Origin of the sequence: Bradyrhizobium sp. USDA 327, assembly GCF_041262065.1 — a bacterium.
Classification (GTDB): domain Bacteria; phylum Pseudomonadota; class Alphaproteobacteria; order Rhizobiales; family Xanthobacteraceae; genus Bradyrhizobium; species Bradyrhizobium liaoningense.
The window spans coordinates 6,486,417-6,498,291 of sequence record NZ_JBGCCW010000001.1 but is presented as its reverse complement, the minus strand read 5'-3'; the positions used below and the strand labels follow the sequence as shown (position 1 = coordinate 6,498,291).

Below are 11,875 nucleotides of genomic sequence, written 5' to 3'. Positions count from 1 at the left end.
TCACCCGGCGCTGCGCGCCGACCTCTCCCCGATGGGGAGAGGTGAAGGGCGCCCGAAACGCTGCAGTCATCGATCAATGGTAGAGCGCAACACCTCGCCCGCCGTCGAGGCCAGCCTGACGGCTCTTGCCGTCAGTCTGCGCGGCGTGACGAAGGCCTATGACAACGGCGTCATGGCACTCGGCCCGTTCGACCTCGCCGTTCGCAAGGGCGAGTTCATCTCGCTGCTCGGCCCGTCCGGCTGCGGCAAGTCGACGGCGCTGCGCATCATCGCGGGGCTGAGTGCGCCGTCATCGGGCACTGTGCGGGTGGCGCGTCACGAGGGCTCGGTGCAGCCCGGCCATGTTCAACCAGGTCATGTTCAACCAGGTCATGGCATCGGCTTCGTGTTTCAGGAACCGACCCTGATGCCCTGGACCAGCGTCCGCGAGAACGTGCGGCTGCCCTTGAGGCTCGCACGCGTGCCGAAGGCAGACGCGCGCGCGCGTGCCGACGAGGCGCTGGCGAGTGTCGGGCTCGCCGATTTTGCCGATGCCTATCCGCGCGAGCTCTCCGGCGGCATGAAGATGCGGGTGTCGCTGGCGCGCGCGCTCGTCACCGACCCCGAGATCCTCCTGATGGACGAGCCGTTCGCAGCCCTCGACGAGATCACGCGCTTCCGCCTCAACAACGATCTGCTCGCCCTGTGGCGCCGCCTTCGCAAGACCGTCATCTTCGTCACCCATTCGGTGTTCGAGTCCGTCTATCTGTCGCAGCGCGTGGTGGTGATGACGGCCCGGCCCGGCCGCATCCAGGCTGACATCCGCATCGAGACGGTCGAGCCGCGCGGGGAGGAGTTTCGAACCTCAGCCGCCTATTCCGACTACTGCCGAAGAGTGTCGGCCGCGCTGGCACCGTCCTATTCGGGACGCTCGACGCTATGAGCGCGCAAGCTCCCATCACCGCGGGATCGTCCCGCGCGCAGCGCGCGATGCGCTTCGTGCTTCCCGTCATCGTGTTCGCGGCCGGCCTCGTCGCCTGGGAACTCGTGGTCCGCCTCAAAGGGATCCCGCCTTACGTGCTGCCGGCGCCGTCCGTCATCGTCCTGACGCTGATCAAGGACTGGGCGGTTCTGTCACAATCGCTCGCCACCACGCTGCTGACCACGCTCGAGGGGTTCCTCGCGGCGAGCATCGGCGGCATCGCGCTGGCGCTGCTGTTCAACCAGTCGAAATGGGTGGAATATTCCCTGTTCCCCTATGCCGTGGTCCTGCAGGTGACGCCTGTCATCGCGATCGCGCCGCTGCTGCTGATCTATCTGGAGCAGCAGACCGCGGTCGTGGTCTGCGCCTTCATCGTCGCCTTCTTTCCGGTGCTGTCCAACACCACGCTCGGGCTGAATTCGGTGGATCGCAATCTCGCCGGCTTGTTCCAGCTCTATGGTGCCTCGCCGCCACAGACGCTGCGCTTTCTCAAGCTGCCCGCGGCACTGCCCTACATTCTCGGAGGCCTGCGCATCGCCGGCGGCCTGTCGCTGATCGGCGCGGTCGTGGCCGAGATCGCGGCGGGAACAGCCGGTGCCGGCTCCGGCCTCGCCTACAGAATTGCCGAGTCCGGCTATCGCTTGAACATACCCCGCATGTTCGCAGCGCTGCTTCTGTTGTCGCTGGCCGGGATTGTCATCTATGGGGTGCTGGCGCTAGTTTCCCACCTCGTTTTACGGCGCTGGCATGAGAGCGCGCTTGGAAAGGAAAACTGATGGCTGCCGGTTCGATTTCGTCCGAAAAGATCGACCTTCTGATCTATGGGCCGGTGCGGCCGATTCTCGAGAACGGCTTTTCCGATCATTTCGTCGTGCACAAGGCGGAGACACGCGGCGATCTCGAGCGGCTGACGCCGGCGATCCGCGACAAGATCCGCGGCGTCGCGGTGACCTATCACACCGTGCGCGCGGACAGGGATTCGCTGTCACAGCTGCCGAAGCTGGAGATGGTGGCGAGCTTCGGCGTCGGCTACGACCATGTCGACGCCAAATACGCGGCCGAGAACAATATTGTCGTCACCAACACGCCCGACGTGCTCACCGAGGAGGTCGCCGACGTCGCGATGGGCCTTCTGATCGCGACCTTGCGCGAATTCATCAAGGCCGACCGTTATGTCCGCTCCGGCCTCTGGCAGACGCAGAACTATCCGCTCAGCGTCGGCTCGCTGCGCGACCGCAAGGTCGGCATCGTCGGCATGGGCCGGATCGGCCAGGCCATCGCGCGCCGGCTCGACGCCTCGCTGGTGCCGGTGGTCTACCATTCGCGCAATCCGTCCAAGGACGTCTCCTACAAGCACTATCCCGACCTGCTCGAGATGGCCAAGGCGGTGGACACGCTGATGGTGATCGTGCCCGGAGGCGCCGCCACGAACAAGATGATCAATGCCGAGGTGCTGAAGGCGCTCGGTCCGCGCGGCGTGCTGGTCAACGTGGCGCGCGGCTCGGTGGTGGACGAGCCGGCGCTGATCCAGGCGCTGAAATCAGGCACCATCCTCGCCGCCGGCCTCGACGTGTTCGCGGCCGAGCCGAACGTGCCGGACGAGCTCAAGACCATGCAGAACGTCGTGCTGCTGCCGCATATCGGTTCGGCTTCGGTGGTGACGCGCAACGCGATGGACCAGCTCGTGGTCGACAATCTCAAGGCCTGGTTTGCCGGCAAGGCGCCGCTGACGCCGGTTGCGGAAACGCCAGTCAAGGGGCGCTGATGAGAGCTCTTCGGGTCGTTGCATTCGCCGTCGCGGCCTGCGTGGCCGCGATTTGCCTTGCGCATGCACAGGATGTGACGACGCTGAAGAAGCAGATGCCCGGACAGTGGGAGCTCTCGACCACCGAGCGCAGCAAGACCTGCGTCGTCACGCTCAAGAGCGATGCGGCGGCGCAAGGCTTCAAGCTGGAGTTGGAGCCGGCCTGCAAGACTGCGCTGCCTTTCACGAAAGACATCGTCGCCTGGAACGTCAGGGGCCTCGACATCGTCCGCTTGCAGGATGCTGCCGGCGAAGCCGTGATCGACTTCACCGAGGTCGAGGCCGGCATCTTCGAGGGCCTGCGCCAGGGCGAGGGCGTCTACATCCTGCAGGATCTCGCTGCCGCGCGTTCGATGGCCAAGTCGATGGACCAGATGATCGGCGACTGGTCGATGGTGCGCGGCAATGGCCAGCCGATCTGCGGGCTGACGCTGACCAACACCGAGGCGGATCCGGACAATTTCCAGGTCTTCCTCAAGCCGAAATGCGACGCGACGATTGCGCAGTTCAACCCGACGCAATGGCGCCTCGAGCGCGGCCAGATCATCCTGATGTCGAAATCAGGCGAGGCCTGGCAGTTCGAGGCCGACGACCACGCGCAGTGGCGGCGCGTCCCCGACACCGCCGATCCCCTGATCATGCTGCGTCAATAGGCGCCGCGGGCGTACTCGGCCCGCATGGTTCGAGACGCCCGTTTTGGCGGGCTCGTCTGATATCTCGCCGCGTAACGCGACCTCATCCTGAGTCGCAGCGCCGAAAACGGACGCTGCATATGGAGAGGGCCCGCCGGGGCGGGTGTCTCGAAGGATGGCCGCAGGTTACGTGGTCACCTTCGGCGGCGGTGCGGTGCCTTGCGACCATTTCTCCATCTTGCCGAGCACGCCCCAGACGGTGAGCGCGAGCGAGATCGGCATCGCGAACTGGCTGATGCCGGGCACGGCGGTCACGATCGTTCCGAGCAGTCCGGCGAGGCCGCCGGCGTTGGGGCTCGCCGTCACCGACGAGAGCAGCGCGGTGAGCAGCGAGCCGCCGATGCCGAGCGCGGTCTTCTTGCCGTCGAGCAGCTTGCCGACGGTCTCGCCGAGCGCGCCGTTGACCTGGCCCAGCATGGGCTTGCCTCTGCTCGTGTTGAGGAGAGTGCTGAGCAGGTCGACGACCTGCTTCAGCTGATCGACGGGGGCTGGGCTCGCCGGGGCGACCGGTCCCGGCACGGGCGCCGTCCTGTTGATGAGCGAGAAAAGCCGCTCGAACAGGCTGATCGGGTCATTCGTGGCAGGCAATGTCCTGCTCGGCACGGTCGTCGGCAGCGTCGTGCCGCCGGCTGATGGTCGCAGCAATTGCGCGAGGTCCTCCAGCCGCTTCAGGATCTGCGACAGGTCGATCGCCTGCACCGGGCCTCCAGGCTGCGTCGCACGTGTGATCGCGGCGACCGTGGCCGCATCGAGAAGCCCGGTATCCCTCAGGCCGTTCTGTTCCTGAAACTGCGAGACGGCGGCCCTGGTCTTTGGTCCGCTGATGCCGTCCTCGGCGAGCGGCGGATTGGCACCGAGCTTGTTGAGCGCCTGCTGCATGAGAATGACCGTCGAGGCCACGTCGTCCTCGGGCTCGCTGCGGCCGGCGAATTGCGGGCTGCCGTCGAGCGTGATCGAGGAGTCGAGTGACATCATCGCATGCAGGATCACCGCCGTGCCGAGCTGCGAATCGACGTGATCGGAGTCGAACACATGGTCGCGAACGAATTTTCCCGCCCTTGCCTCTGGTGGGCCGTACAGCGTCGAGCCGCCATAGAGATAGGGTGAGTTGACGCCCTTGGAGTGATAGCCGAAGCCGTTGAACGCCTCGAGCCGGAACATCATCCGCGCGATGCTCCAATCGTTCGCGCCAATGAAGTTCTGGATTCTGAACGCGTCCACGGCGCCGTCCACGAACGTGGCAAAGGGGCCGCGCCCTTTCGGAACGAGCTTCGTCACGCGATGAAGCGACTCGCCATTGCCGAGATACGTGTCGAAATCGAAGTTGGACTCGCGGTAGTGGCAGAGCGCGGTGAAGAACCAGGGGACGCCCGTCAACCGCTCGATCTGCTGATACGTCGCCTTGCCGTTGAGGGCCTTGCGGGCGACTGCATTCGCCTCGGCCAGGCGTCCGGCCCGGATCTCGAGACCGGCCCAATTCCGCTCATACTCGTCTTTCAATCTTTCGAATGAGATCATTTTCCGCTCCCGCAAATTGACTGAATGATCGACTCTCCGTGCAAGCCAAAGTGAACGAGGTGCCGTGATCAGCGCGTGCTCCAGCGTGATCTCCCGAAATCTGGCAGGTCGCCGGCCCGGCGCATGTGAAATGGCTTACAGCTTCGGCGGGAAATCATCGGTAGAACAGGGAGCACGGCGCGACCACCGTTCGGGGAACCGGCTTGGCCGTCCATCCGTTGGCGGGCCGCGACGGTCCGGTAAGGAATCCTGCATGGCCAAGCGCGTCCTCGCGATCGGCATCGAACCCGGCAATGCGGACTACAGCGCGTTTCCGCAGGTCACGCCGGAGCTCGTGCGCGACCATATCGAGGCGCAGCTGTTGCGCCTGCGCGATCTCGGCTTCGATGTCACGAGCTGCCTGATCGATCTCGACGCGACAGCCGAAGCCGGCGTCATGGCGGCGCTGCAAGATGAGAGCTTCGACTGCATCGTCATCGGCGCCGGCCTGCGCGAGCCGAAGGAGCGCCTGCTGCTGTTCGAGAAGGTGCTCAACCTCGTCCATCGCATGGCGCCGAACGCCGCGATCTGCTTCAACACAACGCCGGCTGACACCGCGGAGGCGGTACAGCGCTGGATCGAACCGTGAGATCGAATCGGGCTCGCCCGCGCAGCCGTGCCTGAGCCGCCCTGGAGCTGGCCAGGTCCGCCGATGTTCGAAATTTCCGCCATGTTCGAACTTTGTCTCCCTCTTGAGCGACCAAGGCATATTGGTTTCGAAGCGGATCGGGATCTGACATGAAATTTGCTGCTTTGGCTTTTTCGTGCCTTCTAGTGTTCTCGATGCCCGCCAATGCAAGTGAAGCGGGCACCTTCAATGCGATGGTGGCCTTGGCCGATCGAGGAGACGCCGAGGCGCAATACCATGTCGGCATGATGTATAATAACGGCATCGGCACACAACAGGATCGCAGCCGGGCGTTCGAATGGTTTCAGAAATCGGCTGCGGCCGACGATCCGCTGGGAGCCTACAAGCTCGGCTGCTACTACGATGGGCAAGGCGTGGGCATCGTCGCAACCGACCAGGATCAAGCGTTGAAATACAAGCTTGTTTCCGCCAAAGCCGGTTATGCGCGCGCCCAGCACGATGTCGCTCTTCTGTATGACAGACGAGGAGATTCGGAAGAAGCGCTGAAATGGTGGAAGATGGCCGGCGATCAGGGACTTCCTGCCGCCCTCTTCAGCCTGTCCCGCGCGTATTCTGCCGGAAAGGGAACGCCGAGGGACCTGTCTCTGTCGTATGTGTATTTCAAGCTCTCGCAACTGGCGCCGGCAAAGAACGTGAACGAGATGGCTTCCATGTTGTCCAGGCCAGAACTCGAGAAGGCCGAAAAAATGGTTTCCGAATGGAAGCCGCAACCGACTGCTTTGACGCTCAAGGCATTGAGCGGCATCAGGGCGGCAGAAGAGCACTTGAAGGTCGCCAAGAACAAGGTGTTCTGATTTTGCCCTGAAGCATGATCCGTAAAAGTGCGCAGTGGTTTTCCGGAAAGATCATGCTTGAACAACAACCCAAAGCGCGATGACGATTCATACCAACCGCGTCGCGCTTTAGATCAACCGCAGCCCGCGCAAGCTGGCGTGGCCGTTCCTGCCGACGATGATGTGGTCGTGCACGGCAATGCCAAGCGGCTTTGCGATGTCGATGATCGCTTTCGTCATCTGGATGTCGGCCTGCGAGGGCGAGGGATCGCCTGAGGGGTGGTTGTGGATCAATCTTCCACCGCCGCGCATCGCTTTGATGTAACAATCATTTTTGTCGAAGTGAACGGCCATTGGGGTATCGATCTGGGATCGGTCCTCGGTGATCCAACGTGAACATCATACTCGCGACCCTCTGCGCATGGCCCTTTTGCTTAGAGCACGCTGGATCACGAACGAGTCTACACCACGTTCTGCGAACTCTCAAAGATAGACATGAATTGAAGATGCCAGGACTCACGTCGAAGCGAGTGATCAGCTCAACATCGCCTTCTCTGCGCTGAGTATTTGGTCACGGCCGGAAGGCCCGTCGGGGAAATGGCGTCAGTGTTGAACTGGTTTTCGATGTAGGCAATTGGTTTGACGACGTGCACAGTCGAGCACGGAAAGCCGAGCGCTGTTGGCGAGTAGCGTTATTTAAGGATGTGAGCGCACATCGCGCGCTGCCGCGCTTGCGGAGTTCTAGCTCATGCGGATCGTGTGACAGCCAATGATCCCTCTCATAGATTATCTAACTCTCTAGCATTTCGAGCACAGCAACCGAGTTGTGGTCTCGAGCATACCAGAGGATTGCGTCGGCATGCTCGAGCGCGATGTTGTTGATCCCAAGCTAGCTCACGTCCAGTTCTTTCGACGCACTACAAATCACCAGATTTCTCCGATCCCATGCGTCAAGCTCGTCCACCGGGTATAAGACGGCTTTGCCGATCTTGATGTATGCAGGGCCAGTTCGCATCGCGCGCCAATTGCGCAGCGTACCCACAGTGACCTCGCCACGGTATCGTGCAGACACTTCCTCGGGGGTAAGGAATTTGGCCTCCGTCATTCGCTTCTCCATCACTCCGCCGCACGAGACGTCACGGTCGAGATGGCTGAGATGTTGGCACCCAGAATGACGGAAGAAAACGATATTCTCGATGACCCCGCATAGCTCGCGTCAAACGCGGACGAGTTAGCGCGTCGGGCTTCGTTGATAGTCGCAAGATGGCGTAACGGAGCGTAGTAAAAATACTTGCGCCTCTCGGCCGCAGGTGCACGATGTTTCGAAGGCTGCGGGCGGCTCTCGTGTCGGACCTGAAAGAGAAATTGCATAAGAAATCCGAATGCCATCGAGCCGCCGCTCCAACCTGGTCGGCGTTCAGGATTTAGCTCGGAGACAAACCCTAGATAGGACTACCTACCTTAACATCAGGTCTGTCGTGAGGCTGAAAGCGGATCTGGGCGACGGCGGCGATCCTGGCCGCGCACTACGCCTCGGAAGTCCATATGGCGCGCGCTCGCCTGCCTCCGGCCGAGCCAAGAGCTCGCCCCACGCTCAACGCGGCTTCAATGATCGTCCCGATGTAGATCCAGCTTGAGCTTGTTTTGGTATACACCAATCCGCTTCTTTGCTCGCTCAATGACGTCGCCGAAGTGAAGCAGCTCAAAATAGGTCTCGCCCAATGGCTGCCGAGTACGAGGGTCCAAAAGGGGGCTCGATTGAAACCATCCCTGGCCGACTGAAAACGGAGTCCAAGTTCCGCTCAGTCGCAGCGGATTGACAGTGTCGCCGATAAGATATCCGTAAAACTTCCTTAGCCGGCCTCCTGACTTCGCCGCGAGCAAATGAGCGTACTCTGAAAGGTCGCCGACATGCTCGTCCATCGATACCCCCGGGGCCTTGAATTCGACGATGATGGCTGAGCCTTCTTTGCTGAAGAGAGCAATGTCTGGCCGCTTTCCGCCATTGTCGTCTGCCCGCTTGGCAAGCAACCTCTGAAACTCCTGGTCGATGTCAGTTTCGAAAACACTTTCGCTGTCATTCCAGCGGATGCTTGATAGTGGCACGTCTGAGGCGATGTAATCGTAGTAATGGTATTCTTCACTCAGAAGCCAAATGTCGTGGTCGGCGACCTCAGTGCTGTCTTTCCGCATCGGGAAGAAGATGCTGTGGATGATCTTCTCGTCCTTCCGGCGGCCACCCTCCGCGACCACCTGTCCCGCGAGCTGCTTACGGCATGCAAGATCGAGAATCTGTACGATTGCAGTGCGGCGGACTATCAATTGCGACAGGTTCGCCATGTCAAATGCTTTGAGAGATGACGTATATTTCCACGAAAGCTCATTGATCTTGGTGCGAAACTCCTCGGAATCCGGTTCGGCCCTTATAATTTCCTCTTTGAGGTTGAAGATCTCCGCGGTCTCATCAATGATTCTTTCCTGATACTTTTTTAGAACGCGCTCAGCGACCGACTGCGCTGCTTCGCCATAAACGATGCGCGTCGAGGTATCCTGGAGCATCGCCTCGCTGACACCAAACTGGTCAGTGACTTGCTTCAAAATGTCGTCCTTGTCCCAATCCGCAGGGACGACCATCTGCTCAATTATCGGATCAATCGCCTCGTGAATTGCTACGTAAGACAGCTTTTCGACTGAAAACATGTCTCCACTAGGTATCTCGCCAGGAATATTGTCGAAATCGTCGCGCTGCTCGTTCACGCGCTGATCCAGATAGTCGCTTTCGATCAGCACGATGTGGTGGAATCCGCCGAGCGGATTGTTCTGTTCCGTTCGAGTCCGCAGGTAATATGAGGTGATATCCTTCACCGGGGAGGATTTCGCACAAAAAGCGATGGCATTTTTTGGTAGGTCGAAGAGGCTCGCATCGAGCTGGTAGTGAGAGAGCTTAAACCTTCGATGCGTGCCTAAGCCTTCGCCGGTCCTAGGATCTCGTTCCTCAACATCCACCTCCCGCTCAGCCGTGACTTTCGGCAAGTCGGAATGCCTCAATAGCTCGACCTCTTCGTTACCTTTCCAGTGGCGAGTGGTGAACTTGATCTCGAAGCTGCCGAGCCGACTCGCAAGGCCAACCAATCTCTGAAGGAAGGCGACTAGCATTTGCTTCTTCAGAGCGGACGCGGAGAACAGGGTGCTAGGCAGCTCTGTCTGCTGAATCCGCGTGAGAACAGTATCCTTGAATTGCTCCAGTCGTATTATTGTCCCGATCGCGCCTTCGCTTCCTGTGCTGGTTTCGAAATCTTCAGGGTCAATCTGCTTCTGCGGCTCTGAATAGCGCAATTGGCGCCTCAGGATATCCTGTCCGCTGCGATAGGTACTGTCGATCGCGAGGGCCGAGAAATGGTGAAAAAACTGGATTCGTCCCGCACCCTTGCACTGACCAATCCCGAAGATTGGAAGGTCGTCCTTGTAGGAGGTGTCCTTGGTCAGAAATGCCTTGAGCTGATCGTCTCCCAACCCGCATCCGTTGTCTTTGCAGGAAATGATCATGGACTCTCGGTCGTCGAGCATGTCAGCTCGAATAAATTCGACCTCGATTTCAACCAGCATGTCCGCTGCAGAGGCGTCCTGGTGCTTTCGGATAAGGAACGAGTCGATCGCATTTGAGATCAGCTCATCGAAAACGACGTACGGGTTCGAGCTAATCTTCGTATTCTTGATGCTGCCCCTGATATCGAGCGTCATTTTCGTTTCAATCGCTGACATGTTTGTCTGTGCAGGATCGTTCTGACGGTGTGTGGGATGTCAAGTCAAGCCGCCGTATGGAAATGACGTAAGCATCCGCTAGCTGCCGTCTGATCCTCGGTTCGCCTCGTTTGGGCGCGCGCCAACTTTCCGAGCAGATCCATCGGGTTACGCGACTGTCGCGTCGGTGATCTCCCGAATTCTGGCGTGACGCTCTTGAGGGGAAAGCCTTCCCCTGCGCCCGAGCCTTTAGTCTCGGTCGACCCCTTCTGCGGGGAGAACCCCGCAACGCCCCCTTAGAGTGAGAGGGCGGACGGACTTCGCCGTGACGGGTTGAAGAACGGAGGAGAGGCCTCCGGCGCCTGTCGTGGAGATAACCCATGACCCAAGTCGAAGTTCTGAGCGCTGGCCGCGGCCACGTCGGCGGCTACAAGGTGGACGTGACCCGAGGCGAGCGTGTCGGCCGCGTATCGTCGGAGTGGTTCTCGCGGCCAGCGGATGAGCGCTATCTCTCGCTGTCAGACCTCTACGCCGCCGTTCACCGACGGACCGAGCGAAGCCGGACCCGAACGGTCGAGAGCGCCGCGATCCGGGTTGAGGCCGGCCGCGACGATGCCGAGCGCCTGGGTCTGCTCCTACCCGGTTCAGACGCGCCGATCGCGCCGACTCACTGGAGCTTCGGCCAACTTGCCAGTCTGGTCGGAGCGCCGGCGGCTTACCTCCGTCAGCTTCCGGCGCCGCTCGCTGGCATCAACCTGCAGTTCGGCCTCAGCTCACATCGAGCCGAGCAGGTCAAGACGCTCGAGATAGAGGATGGTCGCGTCGAACTTCGCGCCGCTACGGGTCCCGAATATGGTCGAATATTTGACGTCGAACTCGTGGCGGCCGTTCAGCGCATCGCCGGCAATGGCACAGGCGATACGCGGTTTAAGGTGCCAGGCCTGCTCGACTGGTCAACCCGGATCTACAATCCCCGTGTCGACATTTCCAAAGACACGACGACCCTTTACGCATCCGACAGGGACGTTTTCCTTTTCCTGGTCGATGATTTGAACCCGATCGAAGCCGGCCGTCTCCCGGACGGCTCGCCCGACCTCTATTTTCGCGGCTTCTATTGCTGGAACTCGGAAGTTGGAGCCAAGACGCTCGGCATGGCAAGTTTCTATCTCCGCGCGGTCTGCCAAAATCGGAATTTATGGGGCGTGGAGGATTTCGAGGAGATCATCATCCGCCATTCCAAATATGCAGCTTCCCGCTTTGCGCACGAGGCGGCGCCGGCGTTGCTGAACTTCGCCAACTCCTCCGCCACGCCCTTCATCAACGGAATCAAGGCCGCCCGCGAGCGGATCGTGGCACGCAGCGACGAGGATCGCACCGAGTTTCTGCGTCGCCGCGGCTTCTCTAAGGCCGAGACAGCCAAGGTGATCGATACGGTGCTGGCGGAGGAGGGACGCCCGCCCGAAAGCGTGTTCGATTTCGTGCAAGGCATCACGGCGGTTGCGCGGGGCAAGACCCATCAGGACGCACGACTCGATCTGGAGGCGCGCGCGAAGAAGCTGCTCGACCGCGCAGCCTGATACCCGGAATGCCGGAGATGCGGAACGGCGCTTCTCCGGTTTCGTGGCTTTCCGTCTTTCTTGATCGTCGGTTTGCGGCGCTGCCCTCAGAGGAAGAGGGCGGCGCCGCGCTTCGTGACGG

At 60.8% G+C, this 11,875-nt stretch carries 10 protein-coding genes and 1 pseudogene; 7 read left to right on the top strand and 4 right to left on the bottom strand.

Going from position 1 to position 11,875, the window contains the following annotated elements:
* The first annotated feature begins 76 nt into the window (after positions 1-76).
* From ABIA42_RS30790 to ABIA42_RS30775, 4 genes are read left to right on the top strand one after another with little or no spacing between them, the layout of a single operon-like run.
* Positions 77-922, top strand: coding sequence for an ABC transporter ATP-binding protein (locus tag ABIA42_RS30790; protein WP_370118089.1), 846 nt, complete (start codon positions 77-79; stop codon positions 920-922).
* Positions 919-1,737 (top strand): ABC transporter permease, encoded by an 819-nt coding sequence (locus ABIA42_RS30785; protein WP_028181649.1) that lies wholly within the window; start codon positions 919-921, stop codon positions 1,735-1,737. The genes ABIA42_RS30790 and ABIA42_RS30785 overlap by 4 nt, the downstream gene beginning before the upstream one ends.
* On the top strand, positions 1,737-2,726 hold the full coding sequence (locus ABIA42_RS30780) for a 2-hydroxyacid dehydrogenase (RefSeq protein ID WP_370118092.1): 990 nt from the start codon (positions 1,737-1,739) through the stop codon (positions 2,724-2,726). Before ABIA42_RS30785 ends, ABIA42_RS30780 begins: the two co-directional genes overlap by 1 nt.
* Positions 2,726-3,418: an AprI/Inh family metalloprotease inhibitor gene (locus ABIA42_RS30775; RefSeq protein WP_370118095.1), complete on the top strand. Its 693-nt coding sequence runs from the start codon at positions 2,726-2,728 to the stop codon at positions 3,416-3,418. Before ABIA42_RS30780 ends, ABIA42_RS30775 begins: the two co-directional genes overlap by 1 nt.
* Before the next feature lie 165 nt (positions 3,419-3,583).
* Here the strand turns inward: ABIA42_RS30775 and ABIA42_RS30770 are convergent, their stop codons facing one another.
* The gene (locus ABIA42_RS30770; protein ID WP_370118098.1) at positions 3,584-4,975 is read right to left on the bottom strand and encodes a peptidoglycan-binding protein; all 1,392 of its coding nucleotides are present in this window, start codon (positions 4,973-4,975) and stop codon (positions 3,584-3,586) included.
* A 253-nt stretch (positions 4,976-5,228) separates the two neighbouring features.
* Here ABIA42_RS30770 and ABIA42_RS30765 point away from each other — a divergent pair, with 253 nt between their 5' ends.
* Together ABIA42_RS30765 and ABIA42_RS30760 are read left to right on the top strand one after the other, a co-directional pair.
* Entirely contained in the window at positions 5,229-5,603 is a 375-nt protein-coding gene (locus tag ABIA42_RS30765; RefSeq protein WP_370118101.1) for a hypothetical protein, read from the top strand.
* 149 nt (positions 5,604-5,752) lie between these two features.
* Positions 5,753-6,457: a tetratricopeptide repeat protein gene (locus ABIA42_RS30760; RefSeq protein WP_370118104.1), complete on the top strand. Its 705-nt coding sequence runs from the start codon at positions 5,753-5,755 to the stop codon at positions 6,455-6,457.
* Positions 6,458-6,565: 108 nt separating this feature from the next.
* On the opposite strand, the pseudogene ABIA42_RS30755 reads toward ABIA42_RS30760, so the two are convergent.
* The 3 genes and pseudogenes from ABIA42_RS30755 to ABIA42_RS30745 form a co-directional block, all read right to left on the bottom strand.
* Positions 6,566-6,730, bottom strand: a pseudogene (locus tag ABIA42_RS30755) (JAB domain-containing protein); the annotation flags it as partial.
* Between the two features lie 595 nt (positions 6,731-7,325).
* Positions 7,326-7,541 (bottom strand): helix-turn-helix transcriptional regulator, encoded by a 216-nt coding sequence (locus ABIA42_RS30750; protein ID WP_370118107.1) that lies wholly within the window; start codon positions 7,539-7,541, stop codon positions 7,326-7,328.
* Positions 7,542-8,041: 500 nt separating this feature from the next.
* Positions 8,042-10,177: a hypothetical protein gene (locus ABIA42_RS30745; protein WP_370118110.1), complete on the bottom strand. Its 2,136-nt coding sequence runs from the start codon at positions 10,175-10,177 to the stop codon at positions 8,042-8,044.
* A gap of 380 nt (positions 10,178-10,557) precedes the next feature.
* Between ABIA42_RS30745 and ABIA42_RS30740 the strand changes: the two genes are divergently transcribed.
* Complete coding sequence (locus tag ABIA42_RS30740; RefSeq protein ID WP_370143704.1) at positions 10,558-11,754, top strand: DUF932 domain-containing protein; 1,197 nt, start codon at positions 10,558-10,560, stop codon at positions 11,752-11,754.
* Positions 11,755-11,875: the final 121 nt, after the last annotated feature.

Coding starts and splice junctions, on each gene's coding strand:
- ABIA42_RS30770 (WP_370118098.1), bottom strand. CDS start 4,975: ATGATCTCATTCGAAAGATTGAAAGACGAGTATGAGCGGAATTGGGCC.
- ABIA42_RS30760 (WP_370118104.1), top strand. CDS start 5,753: ATGAAATTTGCTGCTTTGGCTTTTTCGTGCCTTCTAGTGTTCTCGATG.
- ABIA42_RS30790 (WP_370118089.1), top strand. CDS start 77: ATGGTAGAGCGCAACACCTCGCCCGCCGTCGAGGCCAGCCTGACGGCT.
- ABIA42_RS30740 (WP_370143704.1), top strand. CDS start 10,558: ATGACCCAAGTCGAAGTTCTGAGCGCTGGCCGCGGCCACGTCGGCGGC.
- ABIA42_RS30765 (WP_370118101.1), top strand. CDS start 5,229: ATGGCCAAGCGCGTCCTCGCGATCGGCATCGAACCCGGCAATGCGGAC.
- ABIA42_RS30785 (WP_028181649.1), top strand. CDS start 919: ATGAGCGCGCAAGCTCCCATCACCGCGGGATCGTCCCGCGCGCAGCGC.
- ABIA42_RS30780 (WP_370118092.1), top strand. CDS start 1,737: ATGGCTGCCGGTTCGATTTCGTCCGAAAAGATCGACCTTCTGATCTAT.
- ABIA42_RS30775 (WP_370118095.1), top strand. CDS start 2,726: ATGAGAGCTCTTCGGGTCGTTGCATTCGCCGTCGCGGCCTGCGTGGCC.
- ABIA42_RS30745 (WP_370118110.1), bottom strand. CDS start 10,177: ATGACGCTCGATATCAGGGGCAGCATCAAGAATACGAAGATTAGCTCG.
- ABIA42_RS30750 (WP_370118107.1), bottom strand. CDS start 7,541: ATGACGGAGGCCAAATTCCTTACCCCCGAGGAAGTGTCTGCACGATAC.